Below are 18,595 nucleotides of genomic sequence, written 5' to 3' on the forward strand. Positions count from 1 at the left end.
CTCCAATACTCAAGCCGCTCTGATGTCCCATTTTATCTGACGACGGACATTGTGAGATGTCGAAGGGGATTACCGGTCCGAATACTTCCTTCCTCCAGAGCGCGCGAAGCGCCCTTGGTCTTGGTCTCTGTTTCTGTCTCTGTTTCTGTCTCTGTACGCATACCGTACGAGACAGTATCGATACGGTAAAATACCGTATGCATAGGGTTTTGAGATCCGGTCATCGCCCGGCCCCACTCATAAAACGAGTATAAAGCAGCGCACCGCTTCCGAACGTTTGCCCAGTTTTGAATTTGTCCATTTCCTTTCTCGCTGCCGTTTCTTCCGCCTTCTCGATGATGCCATGCTCAACCGGCTCGAACTCCGCCAGGCAATCCATCCGCAACCGCTCGCTGGGGATAGCCTCAATCCGAATTCGCGTTCCTTGGGCGTGTTTCGGATTCATGGGCGGATTGTGTTTGAACCACCGGGCAATCCGCACAAACGATGTTGCAGTGTCGTAGTCGATCAGGCCCGCAGCGATTAGGGCTTCCCGCATCGGCTCGTATTCCTCCGGTGAGAGGTCCAGATCTGCACATGCGTAAAGGTCCGGCAGGTGAAAACACCCCGCACTGTCAACATGGCTGCATGTGATGTAGTAGAGATAAACCAGACGCTCCCCCTCAGAGAGCGCCCGGAACCGTGCCGACTGCCAAACAGACGGACTGACTTTAGAGAATGTGCGCCGGGACATTTACATGCCCTCACTTCTAAGCCGGGCATGTTCCCGCCTATGGTGCAGCCTGCATAAATGCTGCCCCGTCAAAGGTTGGTCGTACTTGTCCGGGAAATGGTGAAACTCGGTCTTAGGGTCGCCGCAAACCTCACACGGCTTGCGCGTCACAAGGCCCCGATCTAATGCAGATTGAAAGGCCCGATGCGCCCACCTGGCCAGCGGGTTCCGATCACTCCAGTTCGGTTTCTCTTGCCCGGTCTCACCGCTCTTGCTATTGTCCATCTCGGACTTGCTGCCAAGCTTTCCGAGAACATTACCGCCGATCCTCGCCAAAGGGTCGGCGGTTTCCATTTCAGAGTTTCGCATTCTGCGCCCCCCTGATTTTTCCGGCCATTGCAGCCGCCTCGCAAGCTTCCGCAACTGTTAGCGGAAACCTCTTGCGGATCGCCGGGATAACCGGCCCCTCGAATTGTTCATGTGGCGTGGTCGCCAGCCAATGCGCGGCAAGCGTAACGGCTTCGGACGGATCTAGATCATGCTGCATTACGCCACCTCTGACGTGGAGCGGCGAGGTGTCGAAAGTTTCGCCTCAGCCCAAGCGGAAAGCGCGTCTTCCGTGTAAACCGCCTTGTTGCCGAAAATCTGGTAGACTGGCCCGCCGCCATGGACCGCCCATTTTCCCAGTGTTGCCGGTGAAACCTTGAGACCCTGTTCTGTAAGCCGTCGTGCGGCTTCCTTTCGGTCAAAGAAAGTTGGCATATTCATCTGATTTCCTTCGCCAGTTGTAGTTAGCAAGGAAAAGATGCAGGTAATTACCCACCCCCTTGCCATGCACCACAATGTCTGAATCCATGATGATATGGATCGGACTGATTTGCAGCAGCTGAGCAAGGACGAATTGATCGAGATGGTGCTTCGGCTCCAACGGCCTGCCAAGGATTCTCGGACGTCTTCCAAGCCGCCCTCTACGGACAAGAAAGAGAAACGCGTCAACTCACGACCGGGTGGAGCCAAGCCCGGGCATGAACCCCACAATAGGGTGCTGGCGGATTTTGCCGACATGTTTCGCGATCATGAACCGACCGCCTGCAAGAGATGCGGCCATGCGTTTTCCGGTGATGATACGATGGTGCTGGCCGGGGCCTATGACGAGATCGATATTCCTGCGATCCGTCCTCATGTCACCCGGCATCGGCGTTTTTCCTGTCATTGCTCGCAATGCGGCACGACGACAAAAGCCACCGCACCTGCCGTGGCAACCGCAACGCCGTTCGGGCCAGGCATTCACGCGCTGGCGATCTACCTCAAGAGTTTCCATGCATTGTCTTACGAACGCCTGAGCGGTGTGTTCATGGATATCTTCGGCCTCCATGCGAGCGAGGGCGCGATCATGAACATGTTTGCCCGCTCCCGTCCGAGCTTCCAGGCCACAGCACAGGCCGCCAAGGCCAGCCTTCGAGCCGCCCGCGTTGTCGCCAGCGACGAAACCGGTGTGCGTATTGAGGGCACAAATGCCCAACACTGGGTTTTTCATTGCAAGGATGCCGTTGTCCACCAGCCCGATTACTCCCGTGCAGCACGGGTCGTTCACGAGACCATGGGCGGCCATGTCCCCGAGGTATGGATATCTGATCGGTATTCAGCCCAGCAATCTCACGGCCATCGACATCAAACCTGCCTTGCACATTTGGCGCGTGATACAGCCTTTGCGCTGGAACATGGCGAGGATGATCTCCCTCTTCGCTTCCAGCTTTGGTTTGGCCGTGTGTTTGATTTCGCCAGAGCCATAAGCACATTCGCTGCGTCTACCGTCGCAAGCAAGAAGCGCAAATTCGATAAACAGCTTGCCGGGCTTCTATGCGCCCCGACTTCATGCGACCTGGCCCAAAAGCTCCAGGCCAAGATCGGGCGGGCCCGCGATCAGCTGCTGACGTTTTGCGACTATCCCGGAGAAGTCGATGTCACCAACAACACATCTGAGCGAAAGCTCCGTCCATGGGTCATTCAGAGAAAGGTGACAAACGGATATCGCGCCATGTGGGCCGCCCAAGCCGAGGCGGATGTACGCACAACCGTCGATACCGCCCGCCTTAAAGGCGCAAATCCCTTCCAGGTTATCGCATCCGTCTTGGCGTAGGCCGACATCAAGGCCCGAAATCATAAATTCAGGGGTGGGTAATTACAGATGCAGGGTAATTTGCGCGTGGTCGCGCGTAATTAATTCTCGGTTATTTCTTTACGCGTTTCCCATGCAGCCGGGCGACATAGTTCACGCGGTTTTCTAATTCAGCGTGATGTACGCCGCCGCGCTCTTGAATGAGTTCGCGAGCCACTGTTTTGCGATGCTTCCCTGTCGCTTCCATTCGAGCAGTCATTTCATCGAACAAGGCCTCCTCAGCAACGAGCATTCCGCCTTTCGGCCTGCCGCGCCGTTTCAAAGGATCTGGGAGATATCGCCAGAATAATGAAGCTTCACGTGGAGTTTTATCTGAAATTGCAGTTTCCCAAATTTTTGACTTTGGGTTTTCAGGATCATCTCTTGTGGCCCGATACCTCTTCATAATTTCATTGGTTTCTTGCCAGTCGATGCCCCGACTCGCCTCGATCATTTCAGCCGCATTTGCTTTCATCTGCGCCTTAAAACGTTCAAACCCGTTAGCTTGGTTCTTCATGCGGTCCCTAAAATTGTGATTATTGTGCCGCAATTCTGGTTTTGGCTTATCGTCCATCAAGAACCACCTTTTATAGGCACCACATGGCCCGAGTATGCTGCCTGTACAGACGGTAAGTCCATTCCGGCGAGCACCACAGAAGCCGCTTTCTCAGCAACCGCTTGCCTCGCGTCAGTGGCCCAATGCACATATTTCGCAGAGGTAGTGATGCTGCGATGCCCGAGTGCCGTCATTATCTCGGAAGCCTGAGCGCCTGCCATTGCCATATGGCTAGCGAGTGAATGCCGAAGTCCGTGCAAGCCGATGCCTTCTGGAAGTTTGGCTTCCTCGCGAACCTTTGCCCAGACCTTCGATAGCGAAACCGGCCCGTCTCCCTTTGCAGGTTGAAAAACGAAGTCGCTAGCCTCGCAACTAGGCTGTCTCGCTATGATGGCCTGCGCAGCGGCAGGAAGGCCTATCACGCGCGGTTTGCCCGTTTTCCGGCCTGTCTTGTGTCCGGATGGCGGCAGCGTTACAAGGCCCGCTTTGAGGTCAACGTGCTGCCAGATCATGCCCGTGATTTCACCACGTCGCGCGCCAGTCAATGCAATGATGCGGATCGCGTCCGCCACCGGTTGTCGAATTCGCTTTTCGTTTTCCATCCGGTCGAGGGTCTGGAACAGGCGACCATATGCCGTCGCATCGTCAAGAATCACGTCGCGGGTTCCATCGGTGCCGGTTCTGACATCGGCCACCGGATTCGCTTTCACCATGCGCTCACGTACCGCCCATTGAAGCGTCGAACGTAAAAGCCGTACAGATTTGCGGGCAGCTCCTTCTCCACCCGTCACGCGGGCAAGTCCGCGCGGCCCCATTTTTTCCCGCATAGCTGTTTTCCCGTCGCGGATTGCAGCAAATGCCTTTTCGACATCGCCGGGTCGTAACGTGTCAACATGGTTGCGGCCCAGTAGCGGCTTCAAATGACGTACAATGCGGCCTTTGTCTGTAGCGCGTGTCCTGTCCGTTTTTGCTGCGAAAGCGTCGGAGTCGAGATAAGCGTCTAGTACGTCGCCAACAGTCACTGCTTGCAATCGTTCGCGCTTCTCTGCCAGCGGGTCACGACCTTCCTTTACAGCGCGGCGCATGGCGTCCGCTTTATCACGCGCCTCATCCGGCGTTATTGAGCCGTGCTTGCCAATTGTGGCCCGCCGTTCGCGTCCTTCCGGTGTCCGATACTGGTATATGTAGCTCTTAACGCCAGATGGCAGGACCAAAAGCCCGAAGCCTTTGATCTGATCATCCCATATATAAAAACGTCGGCCAGGATCAGCTTGAGCCGCGTCTACTGTTCGCTTAGTGATTTTTGGCATTTTACGCCCCTCGATTTTGCTGACACAATCAGTCGTGTCAGCGCCATGTCAGCAAAAAGCGGTAAACAAGGGTAATCGCTTTCATTGACCATCGGCGTATAATTATGACTGTAAGCCTTGCAATGCAAGGGTTTTGCAATCGAAAGTCACAGTTATGTCAGTAAGGGTAGGGGGTGTAGCACCGGCCTTCTAAGCCGACGGTCGCAGGTTCGAATCCTGCAGGGGTCGCCATTTTTCCAAGGGCTGTACCGGACACAAGCACGTTATTTTCTCCGAAGAAATATCGTCGATGGATTCCAAACCATAGTTCGGGTAACTTCGGCTTTGTACCGAACTAAATAGCGTGAACGGCGAGATGTAAGGTCGGGTGGAATTGAATTGCCTTCAAGTGTTATGTCTACAAATTACTGCTGATTCGAAAGAGACCCTATGCTGATGCTGGATTCTGCCATACATCTTGGTCCTGATTTGGAACTTGCCGTCAATCGGATGGATTTCTTCAGGTTGTTCAAATATGTGGCCAGCAAGAACGGGTGTGAATATTTCGGTCTCGCCGAGATCCCGTCTGATGATCAGCCCGTCAATCTCCAGCACACCCATTCCTTGCATAATTTTCCCGATTCATGGTTTGACAAAGGTGCAGGCAAGACGCTGGAATGTGGTGATCCGGTCATTCAGCATCTGAAGCGATCCACTGCGCCCAGTGTTCTGGATTTGCGGGAGGCTCCTTGCGGTCTTGTCGAACTGAGCGGCACGGAAGCGGCAATCGTCATTCCACTGCACACTGCAATCGGAAAACGCTTCGGACTGGCCATGCTCGGCGGTATGGAGCAGCCAAAGAGTGAGAAACTGGCGTTGATCGCGCTTGACGCCAGCCTGATTTTTCAACGTTATTTCGGAGTGATCCTGTCGCTCGATTCCATCAGCGGTCTCAATGACCGGGAAATCCAGATTGTGTCCTGGACATCTGAAGGCAAGACTTCCGTCGAGATTGCCATCATTCTCGGATTGTCCGAACACACGATCAATTCCTATATTGCCACGGTCATGCGAAAGTTGCATGTGGTCAACCGTGCTCAAATGGTAGCATCCGCATTGCGAAGCGGCCTGATCAGCTAAATCAACGGGAGAAAGCCGCCGATGAATTCGGAACAGACAAGCCCGAAGCTGAGAATTTTGCTGATCGACGATGATCCGGCGGAATTCACCTTGCTGAAACGAAAGCTTGCCAAGGCAGAGGGCGCAGACATCCAGCTCGATTATGTCGATGGCATCTCGGAAGCGGTGGATTGCGTCAAGGCCGGTGGCGTTGACATGGTGTTTCTTGACAATCGCCTGGTGCCGAACAATGATTTCCGCGAAACCGCGCCGCTATTGCGCGGGGCAGGCTATGTCGGGCCGATCGGGATCATCTCGTCCGATTTGAGCGGCAGTTATTTCGAGCGTTTCCAAGAGTTTGGCGTTGATTTCCGGATTGGCAAGGATGAAATCGACGGGACTGCGATTTCCTTCATCATCGCTGAATATACCCGCGACCAACTGTCGGAAAACTGCGCCGAAGATTTCCTGTGAGACTAGTGCCCGTTTGCTTAATTGGCTGGTGATCTGAGATGGCGATCTCAACAGAGAACCTGCTGAGGGCGATGTATGATTCCTTGGCGGATCCGGTGATCATTGGTGACAACAATAGAAAGATAATTGCAGCCAACGCTGCTGCAGCAACGACGTTCGGCTATACGATCGACGAAATCCTGCAGATGAACCCATCTGATTTTTACGCCTCGACCGAGGAGTTCGAAAAAATCGGCAAGGAAATGTATCCGCTGACAAAAGAGTCAGGGCGGGTTCATCAACGGGTCAATTTCCGGCGCAAGGATGGCAGCATCTTTCCCGGCGAACTTTCCTTCAGCCAGGTCCTTGCAGAGGATGGCCAGCCAGAGGGCATGGTCGGCATCATTCGTGACCTCACGGAAATTCTTGCGGCACAGGAAGAGCGTCTACGGGCTGAAAAGATACTCAAGACGGCGCTGGCTTCGATACCCGAAGGATTTGTTGTTTACGATGAGAAGGACCGCCTGGTCCTGTGCAACGATGCCTATCGCGAGCTCTACCCGCTGGCCGCACCCGCCATGCAGGAAGGGGTGACATTTGAAGCGATAGTCCGGCACGGGCTGGCACATGGTCAGTATCCGGAAGCGGGCACAACCGCAGAGTCACAAGAGGCATGGATCAAAGAAAGGCTGGAACGGCATTTCAGCCCGACTTCGCAGTTCGTCCAGCAGATCACGCCGGACAAGTGGCTGCAGATTGACGAAATTGTCACCGAGGAAAATTACCGGGTCGGGATTCGCACCGATGTGAGCGCGCTTACCCGCATAAAGACCGAAGCGGAACGGTTGGGGTCAATTATCGAGGGCGTCGGGCAGGAAGTGTTTCTGGTCAGACTGGCTGATCGCAAATTCATTTACGCGAACAAAGCCGCGTGTGACAATCTGCAGTACAGCATGGAGGAGTTGCGCGAACTCGATCCGCAGATGGTCAACGTGGATTCGAATACCAATGAGTTGGCCCAAAAGGCCGCCGCGATCATATCGGGAGAAGCCAAGCTGCTGCTGGCGGATACGCGGCTCAGGCGCAAGGATGGAACCACCTATGTCTGCAGAGTGCGGATGGAACGTATGGACAACGCTTCCGAGCCGGTGATCCTGGCGCTGGGTGAGGACATCACCGAACGTCTCGAGCTCGAGCGGGAGATGGAGCGCAAGCGGCATGAGTTCGAAGCCCTGGTTCGAAGCTTGCCCGACATGATCACGCGCTCAGCCCCCGATACGACGTTGAGATACGTCAACGAGCATTATGCCGGGTTCATTGGCCGCAACGCCGACGAGATGGTGGGGCGCAAATTCATCGAATTCATTCCCGAAGACATACGGCAGAACGTGTGGTCGCACCTCTCCGCACTGACGCCGGAAAAGCCGATCGATTCCTACGAGCGGGCGATGAATGATCATAACGGTCAGCGGCACTGGTTCATATGGACCAACCAGATGACGTTCAGGGACGGCAAGGCGGTGGAATTGGTTTCCGTTGGCCGCGATATTACCGAAAGCTACAAGGCGAAGGAGCGAATCGCGCGTCAAACCCGCGAATTGGCCCAGCGTAACGACGCACTGGAGCAATTTGCCGGGATCGTTTCACATGACCTGAAAGCACCGTTACGGCAAATCCGGCTGTTCTCCGAGATGATGGCGGAAGATGTGGCAGCAGGAAAAATGGATGAGCTGGCGGAATACTCAACGCATATTTCCGAACGCGGAAAGGCCATGGAACAGATGATTTCCAGTCTTCTGGAATATTCCCAACTGGCCTACCAGGCAATCAAGCCGAAAACTTTCAGATTGTCCGAAGCGGTCGGTTCGGCGTGGAACAACCTTGCCGTCAACGCCATCGAAACCGGGGCTCGCCTGACAGGAAATGTCGAAGCCGAAGTCCACGCGGATTTGCACCTTCTGATCCAGTTGTTTCAAAATCTATTCGCCAATTCGATGAAATACCGGGGCGAGACAACAGCTCCGCACATCCGTGTCGAAGTCACCAACACCAAAGCGCTCACGTCGATCGTGGTGGAAGACAACGGGATCGGAATTGACCCGAAATATGCAGAGCATGTTTTTGGCGTGTTTCAGCGGTTGCATCGCGATGAACGGCAATACACCGGTTCAGGCATCGGCTTGTCGCTGTGCCGAAGAATCGCCGAGAGCCATGGCGGCAAAATTGTTCTCGACCCGAACTACAAGGGCGGCGCCAGATTTGTCATAACGCTTCCCAACGTCCGCAATACACCCGGCGAGAGCGCAGGGCCGGCGCAATAGCTCACGGCCCTGTGCATGGCGGATTCAAATCAACTGACTTGACCGGTTTCTCAAGCGGCTTTTGCCGCGGCCAGTCCACGTTCAATATCCACCATCAGATCCTCGACATCCTCCAGACCGATCTGGAGGCGGATAACCGGGCCCTGCTTGGGCGGCATGGCAATGGTCCGGTCGGAAAGATTGGCATGCACCGCCAGGCTTTCATAACCACCCCAGGAATAGCCAAGCCCAAATATCTCAAGCGCATCGAGAAAGGCGTGTGCCTTGACCTGATGATGCTCCGGATTGGCGACGTCGAGAACGATCGAGAAGATACCGCTGGATCCGCAGAAGTCACGCTTCCACAGAGCGTGGCCCGGAAAACTTTCAAGCGCCGGGTGCAGAACTCTTGCGACGCCCGGCATTTCTTCGAGCGCCCGGGCGATGGCCAGTGTGCTTTGCTGGTGGCGGGCGAGGCGGATGCCCATGGTGCGCAGGCCGCGCAAGGTCATGTAGGCGTCGTCCGGTGCGGCACAAATTCCCAGCATGGAGAAGGTTTTGGTCAATGCCGGCCAGGCACGCTTGTTGGCTGAGACCGTGCCGATCAGGATGTCGGAATGGCCTGCGGGGTACTTCGTTGCAGCATGTATCGAGAGATCAACGCCATGATCCAGCGGCTTGAAATACAATGGCGTCGCCCATGTGTTGTCCATCGAGACGAGCGCGCCATGGGCGTGAGCGACTTCGGCGATGGCCGGAATATCCTGCATCTCGAACGTGTTGGAGCCCGGCGCCTCGGTGTGGACCAGTTTGGTGTTTGGCCGCATCAGGCTTTCGATATCAGAGCCGATCATCGGATCATAATAGGTTGTCTCGACGCCGAATTTCGCCAACATGTCGTCGCAGAATCTGCGGGTCGGGCCGTAAACGGAATCGACCGCCAGAAGGTGATCGCCGGCGCTCAAGGCTGAAAGGAATGGCACTGTAATCGCTGCCAACCCGGATGGAACCGCGATGGTGCCTTCCGATCCCTCAAGTTCGTCAATCGCGGAGTTGAGCGCGTCTGTTGTCGGAGTACCATGCGTGCCGTAGGTGTATTTCTGGTCGCGCGACACCATGGTGGCGGCGTCCGGGAACAGCACGGTTGAAGCGTGCACGACTGGCGGGTTTACAAAACCAAAGAAATCACGCGGCTTGTTGCCGGAATGGGCCAGACGAGTGTTTATGCCTTTTGGGGTCGGTTTTTGGGTTGTGCTCATCTGGAATCCGTTCGATTGGCTGCGCGTGTGATCGTGTTGAATGTGCCAACGGCATATCGCGAGTTGTTCTCATCCACAAGCATGGCCGCAGATCATTTGGCCAGGTGCCGTCAATGCGGAGAGGTCATGAAAGATTGAGCGGATTTTGACATGCTGGAGGGCGTTTTCACCCCGCGAGGCGCACCAAATAAGGGGACTTAGCAGTTTTCGGTTGTTGAAGGCTTGACGGTCAAATGATTTCGGCATGGTATATGGCAGTGCAAAATGGCCGAGGTAGAGGTAGACGATTTTTGGCCTCGGCTGCTTTACGCACCCCAGAACAAGGCAACAGAAAAAAAAGGGTTGTATCAAATGAACAATAAAATTTTGTCAGCTGTCATTGGCGGCGTAGCCGTTGTTGGCATGGGAGCCTCCGCGGCATCCGCCACAACGCTTGAAGACGTCAAGGCGAAGGGATTCGTCCAGTGCGGCGTTTCGACCGGCCTCGCCGGTTTCTCGGCACCAAACGATGCAGGTGACTGGTCGGGTATGGACGTTGACTTGTGCCGTGGCGTTGCCGCTGCAGTCTTCGGCGATGCGACCGCTGTAAAGTACAGCCCGCTGTCGGCCAAGGAACGCTTCACAGCGCTTCAGTCCGGCGAGATTGACGTGCTGTCGCGCAACACAACCTGGACCATGAGCCGTGATACCCAGTTGGGTCTCAACTTTGCCGGCGTCAACTACTATGACGGTCAGGGCTTCATGGTTCGCAAGTCGCTCGGTGTGAATTCGGCGCTGCAGCTTTCGGGCGCATCGGTCTGCGTGCAGACAGGCACGACCACCGAACTCAACCTGACCGATTACTTCAAGGCCAACGGCATGACCTACAATCCGGTCGTGTTCGAAAAGCTGGAAGAAGTGAATGCGGCTTACGACGCCAACCGTTGCGACGTCTACACCACCGACCAGTCGGGCCTGTATTCGATCCGTCTCGGCCTGTCGGCTCCGGACGAACACATGGTTCTGCCAGAAGTGATTTCCAAAGAGCCGCTCGGTCCCGTGGTTCGCCAGGGCGACGATCAGTGGTTCTCGATCGTCAAGTGGGTTCACTTTGCAATGGTCAACGCTGAAGAAATGGGCGTCACCTCGGCCAATGCTGATGAGATGCTCGGTTCGACAGACCCGAACGTCATGCGTCTTCTCGGCAAGGAAGGCACATTCGGCGATTCCATCGGTGTCAGCAATGACTGGGCCTACAATGTGATCAAGCAGGTCGGCAACTACGGCGAAGTGTTTGAACGCAACGTCGGTGCATCAACCCCGCTTGCAATCGGTCGTGGCGTCAATGCGCTGTGGTCGAAGGGCGGCCTGCAGTACGCACCGCCGCTCCGTTAAGGACTGGCAAGTATCAGGCGGGCTCCCTTTGGAGCCCGCCTTTCTCCGGCCTTGTGAGAAGGGCCGTATAGCCTGACGCAACGACGACAGGTTAAATTAACGATTCGGCCACAAGGTCCGGACGAATAGAGTTGGGGACAGGTATGGCTGATCAAGCAGGCGTCTCAACGGACGCTGGTGATTCCGGTCGCGTATCATTGATGAATGATCCCAAGGCACGCGGCCTTGTATTCCAGGCTTTGCTGATCATCGCCGTTATCGCGATGGTTTATTCCGGTATTTCAAATGCCGTCGACAATCTGGCGCGAGCAGGGATCGCTTCCGGATTTGGTTTTTTCAGCGAACGGGCTGGCTTCGATGTCGGTCAGTCGTTTATTCCCTACACCAATGACAGCACCTATCTGCGGGCCTTTTTTGTAGGTTTGCTCAACACCTTGGTCGTTGCGGTCATCGGCATTTTCTTTGCGACAACAATCGGTTTCATTGTTGGTCTTGCCAGGCTGTCGAAAAACTACCTGGTGCAGAAATTTGCCACGGTCTATGTGGAAACACTGCGCAATATCCCGCTGCTGCTGCAGTTGCTGTTCTGGTACAAGGCTGTGCTTTCGATCCTGCCTTCGCCGCGAGAGTCTGCCCAGGAAGCGGGCGTCGAAATCGCCTTCAGCATCAATAATCGTGGAATGTATCTTCCGCGACTGGTCCCGGAAGATGGGTCTTCATTGATTTTCTATGCTGCAGCGCTGGCGCTGGTTGCCTGGTTCGTCATTGGCCGATGGGCCAAGAAAAGGCAGATGGACACAGGCAAGCAATTTCCGGTTTTCCTCACCGGCCTTGGGGTTTTCATTGTCTTGCCATTGCTTGCATTCCTGATCTCCGGCAGGCCGGTTTCCATTGAATATGCAAGCCTGCAAGGTTTCAACATGGTGGGCGGATGGGTCATTCAGCCTGAATTCATGGCGCTGTTGCTGGGCTTGTCGCTGTACACGGCATCGTTTATCGCCGAAATTGTCCGGGCCGGAATTCTTGCCGTGTCGCACGGTCAGACCGAGGCTGCGTTTGCGCTGGGAATACGGCCCAACCTGACAAGCCGTCTGGTCATCGTGCCACAGGCCATGCGGGTGATCATTCCGCCTCTGACCAGCCAGTTCCTCAATCTGACGAAGAATTCGTCGCTGGCGGTGGCAATCGGCTATCCGGATCTGGTGTCGATCTTCGGCGGTACGGTGCTCAACCAGACCGGTCAGGCGGTGGAGGTGATCTCGATCACCATGCTGGTCTACCTCACGCTGTCGCTTTTGACGTCAGCCTTTATGAACTGGTTTAACTCCAGTGTTGCATTGGTGGAGCGCTGAGCCATGGACAACAACTCAAAATCAATCGCTTATGTGCGCACACAGGAAAGCCCGACACTGGCGCCACCAATCTCGACCGGTGGTGTGGTGGGCTGGCTCAGGGAAAACCTGTTTGCAACGCCACGTGACACGGTGCTGACGATCGTCACTATCCTGTTCCTGATTTGGCTCATTCCCCCGATCATCAACTGGGCGTTTATCAGTGCCGTCTGGTCCGGTGAAAGCCGGGAAGACTGTATTGCTCGGGGGACCGGAGCCTGCTGGGCCTTCGTCGAGGCCAAGTTCGGACAGTTCATCTACGGGCGTTATCCGGTGGAAGAGCGCTGGAGGGTCAATTTGTCCGGCTTGCTGCTGATCGCGGGTCTGATACCGATTGCCATTCCATCGATCCGATACAAGCGCGAGAATGCGCTGTATCTGCTCGTCGTGTTCCCAATCCTCGCCTTCATTCTGCTGACAGGCCAGTTCGGCCTGGAACCAGTCGACACGCCACTCTGGGGTGGTCTGCTGGTGACGCTGGTGGTGGCAATCGTGGGGATCGTGGTTTCCTTCCCGCTCGGCATTCTGCTGGCGCTTGGTCGGAGATCGGAAATGCCGATCGTCAAGATGTTCTGCATTATCTTCATCGAGTTCTGGCGCGGTGTGCCACTGATCACGGTGCTGTTCATGTCGTCGGTGATGCTGCCCTTGTTTCTTCCCGACGGGGTCAGCTTCGACAAGCTGCTGCGTGCGCTCATCGGTGTGGCGTTGTTCTCATCGGCTTACATGGCCGAGGTGATCCGCGGCGGGCTGCAGGCGATTCCAAAAGGTCAGTACGAAGCGGCAAATGCGATGGCCTTGACCTTCTGGCAGGGCACGCGGCTGGTAACCATGCCGCAGGCGCTGACATTGGTCATTCCAGGCATCGTCAACACCTTCATCGGCCTGTTCAAAGACACCAGTCTGGTGCTCATCATCGGTCTGTTCGATCTGCTCGGCATCGTCCAGCAGAACATGAATGACCCTAACTGGATATCACCCGCAACGCCGGCGACAGGCTTTGTCTTCGCGGCGTTGGTTTTCTTCATCTTCTGCTTCAGCATGTCGCGCTATTCCGCTTATATGGAACGGCGGCTCGACACTGGCCACAAACGATAAAAAGGGAACATAACCATGGCTGACAACAATGCAGCGGTTAAAGAAGGCGCCGGCCCATCGAAAATGACGGTGTCGGAGACTGATGTAGCCATTGAGCTCATCGGCATGAACAAGTGGTACGGCGATTTTCACGTTCTCCGCGACATCAACCTGAAAGTCATGCGCGGCGAGCGGATCGTCATCGCCGGGCCTTCCGGCTCAGGCAAGTCGACGATGATCCGGTGCATCAACCGTCTCGAAGAGCACCAGAAGGGCAAAATCATTGTCGATGGCATCGAACTGACCAACGATCTCAAGAAGATCGATGAGGTCCGTCGTGAAGTCGGCATGGTGTTCCAGCACTTCAATCTGTTTCCGCATCTGACCATCCTCGAAAACTGCACGCTGGCGCCGATCTGGGTGCGCAAGATGCCGAAGAAGAAGGCCGAAGAAATTGCCATGCACTACCTGGAGCGGGTCAAGATCCCCGAACAGGCCAACAAATACCCCGGTCAGTTGTCGGGCGGTCAGCAGCAGCGTGTGGCGATTGCCCGTTCGCTATGCATGAACCCGCGCATCATGCTGTTTGATGAGCCGACATCGGCGCTCGATCCGGAAATGATCAAGGAAGTGCTCGACACAATGGTCGGGCTGGCCGAGGAAGGCATGACCATGCTGTGCGTCACTCACGAAATGGGTTTTGCGCGTCAGGTGGCCAACCGGGTGATCTTCATGGACCAGGGCCAGATCGTCGAGCAGAATGCGCCGGACGAGTTCTTCGATAATCCGCAGCATGAACGGACAAAACTGTTCCTGAGCCAGATTCTGCATTAGGAATCACCGACCTTGGCTTTCGGGGCTGGCAGTTTCTGGTCCCATAGCTTTCGTTACGCTTTTGGCGCGCTGCTGAGTGTTGTAATATGTATTGGCCTCGGGACTCTGGTTCCGAGGCCCTTTTTTGATCCTCATCCGGCGCTGGCTGCGGTTTCGCAACCGGTCGTTCCCACCCGCACAGTCTTGATTCTGTCGAGCGCCATTCATACCGATCTGGCTCTGCCCGCGAGCCCGGATGTCGTGGCTCGGTTTTCCTTCATGGCTGCCGACGGGTTGGATCCCGCGCAGTCAGGTGTCGAGTACATTGTCGCCGGGTGGGGCGGGCGCAGCTTCTATGTCGAAACGCCGACCTGGTCAGACCTCAAGCCTGGCCCGGTCTTGAAGGCGCTGAGCCTCGATCACTCAGTCATGCACATGGGGCTTGCAGGCGCGATTGATCGGGCGCACCCATCCGTCAGCACGATCGAACTTGATGAAGCGTCATATCAGCGCCTCATGAAATCGTTGCTCGCCAGTTTCTCCGTTGACGCCGATGGTTTGCCGGTGGTCGTTGCTGGCGCGCGATATGGCGACTACGACAGGTTCTACGAGGCGGAAGGTTGGTTCAATGCGTTTATCGGCTGCAATGTCTGGACTGCACGAATGCTGCGGCAAGCGGGGCTGACCACGGGCTGGTGGACGCCATTGCCCGGGTTGCTCACTGCGAGCATGAATCTGCACAATTCTTCAAGCCGCTTTACCTATGATCCGGCGGCGCGATAGCCATAGAGCCAGTCCAGGTCGGCGGCGAGGCTTTCGGGCGTTTTGAGCGCCAGCACAGCGTCGCGCGCCAGCCGGATCGGTCCTTTGGCATGATAGGCAAATTGATTGAAAGCTGCGCGCTGCCGGGCCCGGCCGATGCGGATCCTTCGCCGGGTTTCATAGCCCGAAATCGCTTGGGCCAAGGCGTCATCCGTCAGGCCTTCGCAAACTTGCGCCAGCTCAAAGCCGTCTTCGATAGCCATGGCAGCGCCCTGGGCCGCAAAAGGCGTCATGGCGTGGGCGGCATCGCCGATCAGCACAATTCCGGCATCGTTGCTCCAACGGCCGTCCGGAACTTCAAACAGCGGCCAGCAGGTCATTTGCGGCGCCGTTTTTAAAATTGCCACGACATCGGGATGCCAATGACCAAAGGCACGCAACAATTGGGTGCGATCTGTGGGGTTTTCGCGCTTGGCCCAATCCGGTCCGGGATCCTTGCCCCTGGTGATCGCCACCATGTTGATCGCAGTGCCATGCTCCAGCGGATAGGCCACCAAATGGGTCTGCGGGCCCAGAAATGCGGTAACGTTTCCCGGATTGAGAATCGCCTGCGCGGCACTGGCCGATACTTTGAAGCGCCACGCAACCTGACCGGAAAATTTTGGATGTTTGGCGCCTGGCACTAGGTGCCGGGTTTGCGACCAGACGCCGTCCGCGCCTATGACCAAGTGCGGCCGAGGCTGGCCAAGGCGCTCATGCAGTGTTTTGATATCACCGGCTTCAACGTGTTGATCCAGATGCAGCCGGCAGCGCGGATCGGCGCGGACCGCGTCCAGCAGCAGAGCCTGAAGTTCAGCCCGGTGCATGACGCCATAGGGCGCACCCCAACGGTTGGCAGCAAAGTTACCGCAGGGAACATGGGTAATTTCGCGAAGTGAGTTGCCTGATACCAAGGCGATGTCGTCGGGACAGGTCATGATCTCGGCCAGACGCTCCCCGAGACCGAGCGCGATCAGGATACGGCTGGCATTGGGAGAAATCTGCAATCCGGCGCCGACTTCGCTGAGTGTCGGCGCCTGTTCGACAATATCGACCTCATGACCAATTTGGGCAAAGGCGAGGGCGGTTGCCAGTCCGGCCATGCCGGCTCCGACAATCAAGATGTTGTGAGCCGCCATTGCGCCCTCCCGGGTCAGAGGCTTGCCGAACTCGGTCTCAGGCGGGTTGATGATCCCATGAACATCCGGCCGGAACGGTCTCTGCCGAGCTTAGCGCCGGATTGTACCGGTAGAGAGTAGAGCAATAGGGGCAGACTTTTTCACTGTCGGCGCCCATGTCGAGATACACATGCGGATGGTCGAAGGGCGGGTTTGCACCCACGCACATGAATTCCTTCACGCCGATTTCGACCGCAGCGTGGCCTGCATCATTCTGGTAATGCGGAATCTTGTGGTCAGCCATGCATATCTCCGTCGCGGCGAACTTGATTTGGCCGGACCATATACGCTGACTTGCCAAATGTGTAGCGGGTTTTTGGTCTCTTTCCGGTCAGCTGCGGCAGTCCATCGTGGATTCAGCGACAGGCGACATTTGCAAGATCAACTGATTGAGCTAGTTAGGGTGCGAAAAGGGACATCACATGAATCTGGATCGCTTGCAGGCCGGCCGCTACACCTCCGGGAATGTTGACATTACATGGTATGAAGCCGGAAACCCCGAGGGTGTTCCGGTTCTGCTTGTTCATGGTTTTGCATCCACCGCGCATGTCAATTGGGTGTTTCCAGGCTGGTTCAAGACGCTGGATGAAGCCGGTTACTGGGTGATCGCGCTCGACAACCGCGGCCATGGCGAGTCCGACAAGCCGCATGATCCGGAAGCTTATCATCCCGAGATGATGGCGGCTGATGCGTCCGGTTTGCTCGATTCGCTCAACATCAGCTCAGCCCATGTCATCGGTTATTCCATGGGTGCGCGGATTTCGGCGTTCCTCTCCATCGCCCGGCCTGATCTGGTCCGCTCAGTGGTGTTTGGCGGCCTCGGAATGGGTATGGTTGACGGGGTTGGCGACTGGGACCCGATCGCCGATGCGCTGCTGGCCGCGTCCATCGAGGATGTCAGCGACGAACGCGGCAGAATGTTTCGCGCCTTTGCCGATCAGACCAAGAGCGACAGGCTGGCGCTGGCTGCCTGCATCCGCACTTCCCGGACACTGGTGAACCCGGAAGATCTGGCGCAACTGCCGATGCCGGCGCTTGTCGGTGTCGGCACCCGGGATGACATCGCCGGCTCGGCTGAAGGGCTGACCCAACTCATCCCGCGGTCCCGCGCGCTCGACATTCCCAACCGCGACCACATGCTCGCAGTCGGCGACAAGGTGTTCAAGGCAGCAACGCTTGAGTTCTTTGCCGATGTGGATGCCGGTGATTTTCAGTGAGTGATATCAAGTCTCTGGTGGAATTTGAGGGCGCGTCAGGCAACCGGCTTGTCGCCGACAGGCACGAGCCGAAAGGCTCCAATCACGGCAATCCGGTGCTGTTGTTGCATGGCGGCGGTCAGACCCGTCATGCCTGGGGCGGTGCGGCGCGGCGGATCGCCGATGCCGGTCACACGGCATTCACGGTCGATCAGCGCGGCCACGGCGACAGCGCCTGGCTGGACGACCAGGCCTATGCGGTTAGCGATTACGCTGCTGATGCTGTTGCGCTTTGCCGCACTATTACCGAACAAACCGGCAAGGCGCCGGTGCTGGTCGGCGCTTCGCTTGGCGGATTATCCGGGCTGATGGCTGCGCATCTGGGCGGGCAGGGCTTGCTCGCCGGTCTGATTCTGGTCGACATCACGCCACATATGGACCCCGATGGCATCAGCCGCATTCAGGGTTTCATGTCGGAGCGGATGCGCGAAGGATTTGCAACGCTGGAAGAGGCAGCCGCCGCGATCGCCGCCTATCTGCCGCACCGGCCGCAGCCACGCTCGCTGGCCGGGCTGGCGAAGAACCTGCGCATCGGCACTGATGGACGATATCGCTGGCATTGGGACCCGGCATTCATCGACGGACCGCGCACCATAAACACCGGCGGCGAAGCGGTACAGGACGGGCTGATCGCAGCGGCGCGAGGATTGGCCATTCCGGTGTTGCTGGTCCGTGGTCAGCAATCCGAACTGGTCACCGAAGAGGGTGTGGTCGCATTTTTCGGCATGGTTCCGCATGCCGATTTTGTCGATGTGTCGGGGGCAGGGCACATGGTGGCCGGTGACCGCAATGATGCCTTCAATGATGCTGTGCTGGGGTTTCTGGACCAGCTTGAGGGCCGCGCCTGAACTCTGTTCCT

Annotated in this window: 19 protein-coding genes; 11 read left to right on the forward strand and 8 right to left on the reverse strand. The window is 56.5% G+C overall.

The features are described 5' to 3' along the window. Positions 1-220: 220 nt before the first annotated feature. The 3 genes from IMCC20628_RS09075 to IMCC20628_RS09090 all read right to left on the reverse strand — a co-directional run bounded on the left by IMCC20628_RS09075 (position 221) and on the right by IMCC20628_RS09090 (position 1,480). Positions 221-733 (reverse strand): hypothetical protein, encoded by a 513-nt coding sequence (locus IMCC20628_RS09075; protein WP_047029953.1) that lies wholly within the window; start codon positions 731-733, stop codon positions 221-223. A 334-nt stretch (positions 734-1,067) separates the two neighbouring features. Beyond that, entirely contained in the window at positions 1,068-1,259 is a 192-nt protein-coding gene (locus IMCC20628_RS09085) for a hypothetical protein (RefSeq protein ID WP_047029954.1), read from the reverse strand. Beyond that, the gene (locus IMCC20628_RS09090) at positions 1,259-1,480 is read right to left on the reverse strand and encodes a DNA-binding protein (protein WP_245307905.1); all 222 of its coding nucleotides are present in this window, start codon (positions 1,478-1,480) and stop codon (positions 1,259-1,261) included. Before IMCC20628_RS09090 ends, IMCC20628_RS09085 begins: the two co-directional genes overlap by 1 nt. Before the next feature lie 94 nt (positions 1,481-1,574). Between IMCC20628_RS09090 and IMCC20628_RS09095 the strand changes: the two genes are divergently transcribed. Next, complete coding sequence (locus IMCC20628_RS09095) at positions 1,575-2,852, forward strand: IS66 family transposase (RefSeq protein ID WP_047029489.1); 1,278 nt, start codon at positions 1,575-1,577, stop codon at positions 2,850-2,852. A 91-nt stretch (positions 2,853-2,943) separates the two neighbouring features. On the opposite strand, the gene IMCC20628_RS09100 is transcribed toward IMCC20628_RS09095, so the two are convergent. After that, entirely contained in the window at positions 2,944-3,444 is a 501-nt protein-coding gene (locus IMCC20628_RS09100) for a hypothetical protein (RefSeq protein ID WP_047029955.1), read from the reverse strand. Continuing rightward, entirely contained in the window at positions 3,444-4,736 is a 1,293-nt protein-coding gene (locus IMCC20628_RS09105; RefSeq protein WP_047029956.1) for a site-specific integrase, read from the reverse strand. Before IMCC20628_RS09105 ends, IMCC20628_RS09100 begins: the two co-directional genes overlap by 1 nt. A gap of 435 nt (positions 4,737-5,171) precedes the next feature. Between IMCC20628_RS09105 and IMCC20628_RS09110 the strand changes: the two genes are divergently transcribed. From IMCC20628_RS09110 to IMCC20628_RS09120, 3 genes are read left to right on the forward strand one after another with little or no spacing between them, the layout of a single operon-like run. Continuing rightward, on the forward strand, positions 5,172-5,855 hold the full coding sequence (locus IMCC20628_RS09110) for a LuxR C-terminal-related transcriptional regulator (protein WP_197078423.1): 684 nt from the start codon (positions 5,172-5,174) through the stop codon (positions 5,853-5,855). A gap of 21 nt (positions 5,856-5,876) precedes the next feature. Then, positions 5,877-6,308, forward strand: coding sequence for a response regulator (locus IMCC20628_RS09115; protein WP_047029958.1), 432 nt, complete (start codon positions 5,877-5,879; stop codon positions 6,306-6,308). Between the two features lie 38 nt (positions 6,309-6,346). Next, positions 6,347-8,608 carry a PAS domain S-box protein gene (locus IMCC20628_RS09120; RefSeq protein ID WP_082128081.1) on the forward strand — a complete coding sequence of 754 codons (2,262 nt, stop codon included), beginning with the start codon at positions 6,347-6,349 and terminating at the stop codon, positions 8,606-8,608. 50 nt (positions 8,609-8,658) lie between these two features. On the opposite strand, the gene IMCC20628_RS09125 is transcribed toward IMCC20628_RS09120, so the two are convergent. Next, the gene (locus tag IMCC20628_RS09125) at positions 8,659-9,846 is read right to left on the reverse strand and encodes a cystathionine beta-lyase (protein ID WP_047029960.1); all 1,188 of its coding nucleotides are present in this window, start codon (positions 9,844-9,846) and stop codon (positions 8,659-8,661) included. Between the two features lie 351 nt (positions 9,847-10,197). Between IMCC20628_RS09125 and IMCC20628_RS09130 the strand changes: the two genes are divergently transcribed. The 5 genes from IMCC20628_RS09130 (at position 10,198) to IMCC20628_RS09150 (ending at position 15,284) form a co-directional block, all read left to right on the forward strand. Then, a complete protein-coding gene (locus tag IMCC20628_RS09130; protein WP_047032409.1) occupies positions 10,198-11,220 on the forward strand; it encodes an amino acid ABC transporter substrate-binding protein in 1,023 nt (340 codons plus the stop codon). Positions 11,221-11,363: 143 nt separating this feature from the next. Then, positions 11,364-12,572: an amino acid ABC transporter permease gene (locus IMCC20628_RS09135; RefSeq protein WP_047029961.1), complete on the forward strand. Its 1,209-nt coding sequence runs from the start codon at positions 11,364-11,366 to the stop codon at positions 12,570-12,572. A gap of 3 nt (positions 12,573-12,575) precedes the next feature. Next, entirely contained in the window at positions 12,576-13,709 is a 1,134-nt protein-coding gene (locus tag IMCC20628_RS09140) for an amino acid ABC transporter permease (RefSeq protein WP_047029962.1), read from the forward strand. Between the two features lie 15 nt (positions 13,710-13,724). Further along, positions 13,725-14,522, forward strand: coding sequence for an amino acid ABC transporter ATP-binding protein (locus IMCC20628_RS09145; protein WP_047029963.1), 798 nt, complete (start codon positions 13,725-13,727; stop codon positions 14,520-14,522). 12 nt (positions 14,523-14,534) lie between these two features. After that, positions 14,535-15,284 carry a TIGR02117 family protein gene (locus IMCC20628_RS09150; protein WP_047029964.1) on the forward strand — a complete coding sequence of 250 codons (750 nt, stop codon included), beginning with the start codon at positions 14,535-14,537 and terminating at the stop codon, positions 15,282-15,284. Here the strand turns inward: IMCC20628_RS09150 and IMCC20628_RS09155 are convergent. Both IMCC20628_RS09155 and IMCC20628_RS09160 read right to left on the reverse strand, forming a co-directional pair. Continuing rightward, the gene (locus IMCC20628_RS09155; protein WP_047029965.1) at positions 15,263-16,441 is read right to left on the reverse strand and encodes an FAD-dependent monooxygenase; all 1,179 of its coding nucleotides are present in this window, start codon (positions 16,439-16,441) and stop codon (positions 15,263-15,265) included. The two genes, IMCC20628_RS09150 and IMCC20628_RS09155, sit on opposite strands and share 22 nt — an antisense overlap. 37 nt (positions 16,442-16,478) lie before the next feature. Further along, complete coding sequence (locus tag IMCC20628_RS09160) at positions 16,479-16,724, reverse strand: zinc-finger domain-containing protein (protein ID WP_047029966.1); 246 nt, start codon at positions 16,722-16,724, stop codon at positions 16,479-16,481. A 178-nt stretch (positions 16,725-16,902) separates the two neighbouring features. Here IMCC20628_RS09160 and IMCC20628_RS09165 point away from each other — a divergent pair, with 178 nt between their 5' ends. Next, positions 16,903-17,697 (forward strand): alpha/beta hydrolase, encoded by a 795-nt coding sequence (locus IMCC20628_RS09165; RefSeq protein ID WP_047029967.1) that lies wholly within the window; start codon positions 16,903-16,905, stop codon positions 17,695-17,697. Then, a complete protein-coding gene (locus IMCC20628_RS09170; protein ID WP_082128082.1) occupies positions 17,694-18,584 on the forward strand; it encodes an alpha/beta hydrolase in 891 nt (296 codons plus the stop codon). Before IMCC20628_RS09165 ends, IMCC20628_RS09170 begins: the two co-directional genes overlap by 4 nt. Positions 18,585-18,595: the final 11 nt, after the last annotated feature.

The organism is Hoeflea sp. IMCC20628, from assembly GCF_001011155.1.
Classification (GTDB): Bacteria; Pseudomonadota; Alphaproteobacteria; order Rhizobiales; family Rhizobiaceae; genus Hoeflea.

Excerpts from the sequence above, each read along its gene's own strand:
- IMCC20628_RS09075 (WP_047029953.1), bottom strand. The coding sequence starts at position 733 with ATGTCCCGGCGCACATTCTCTAAAGTCAGTCCGTCTGTTTGGCAGTCG.
- IMCC20628_RS09130 (WP_047032409.1), top strand. The coding sequence starts at position 10,198 with ATGAACAATAAAATTTTGTCAGCTGTCATTGGCGGCGTAGCCGTTGTT.
- IMCC20628_RS09110 (WP_197078423.1), top strand. The coding sequence starts at position 5,172 with ATGCTGGATTCTGCCATACATCTTGGTCCTGATTTGGAACTTGCCGTC.
- IMCC20628_RS09140 (WP_047029962.1), top strand. The coding sequence starts at position 12,576 with ATGGACAACAACTCAAAATCAATCGCTTATGTGCGCACACAGGAAAGC.
- IMCC20628_RS09115 (WP_047029958.1), top strand. The coding sequence starts at position 5,877 with ATGAATTCGGAACAGACAAGCCCGAAGCTGAGAATTTTGCTGATCGAC.
- IMCC20628_RS09090 (WP_245307905.1), bottom strand. The coding sequence starts at position 1,480 with ATGAATATGCCAACTTTCTTTGACCGAAAGGAAGCCGCACGACGGCTT.
- IMCC20628_RS09145 (WP_047029963.1), top strand. The coding sequence starts at position 13,725 with ATGGCTGACAACAATGCAGCGGTTAAAGAAGGCGCCGGCCCATCGAAA.
- IMCC20628_RS09160 (WP_047029966.1), bottom strand. The coding sequence starts at position 16,724 with ATGGCTGACCACAAGATTCCGCATTACCAGAATGATGCAGGCCACGCT.
- IMCC20628_RS09085 (WP_047029954.1), bottom strand. The coding sequence starts at position 1,259 with ATGCAGCATGATCTAGATCCGTCCGAAGCCGTTACGCTTGCCGCGCAT.
- IMCC20628_RS09125 (WP_047029960.1), bottom strand. The coding sequence starts at position 9,846 with ATGAGCACAACCCAAAAACCGACCCCAAAAGGCATAAACACTCGTCTG.
- IMCC20628_RS09095 (WP_047029489.1), top strand. The coding sequence starts at position 1,575 with ATGGATCGGACTGATTTGCAGCAGCTGAGCAAGGACGAATTGATCGAG.
- IMCC20628_RS09135 (WP_047029961.1), top strand. The coding sequence starts at position 11,364 with ATGGCTGATCAAGCAGGCGTCTCAACGGACGCTGGTGATTCCGGTCGC.
- IMCC20628_RS09105 (WP_047029956.1), bottom strand. The coding sequence starts at position 4,736 with ATGCCAAAAATCACTAAGCGAACAGTAGACGCGGCTCAAGCTGATCCT.
- IMCC20628_RS09155 (WP_047029965.1), bottom strand. The coding sequence starts at position 16,441 with ATGGCGGCTCACAACATCTTGATTGTCGGAGCCGGCATGGCCGGACTG.
- IMCC20628_RS09100 (WP_047029955.1), bottom strand. The coding sequence starts at position 3,444 with ATGGACGATAAGCCAAAACCAGAATTGCGGCACAATAATCACAATTTT.
- IMCC20628_RS09120 (WP_082128081.1), top strand. The coding sequence starts at position 6,347 with ATGGCGATCTCAACAGAGAACCTGCTGAGGGCGATGTATGATTCCTTG.
- IMCC20628_RS09165 (WP_047029967.1), top strand. The coding sequence starts at position 16,903 with ATGAATCTGGATCGCTTGCAGGCCGGCCGCTACACCTCCGGGAATGTT.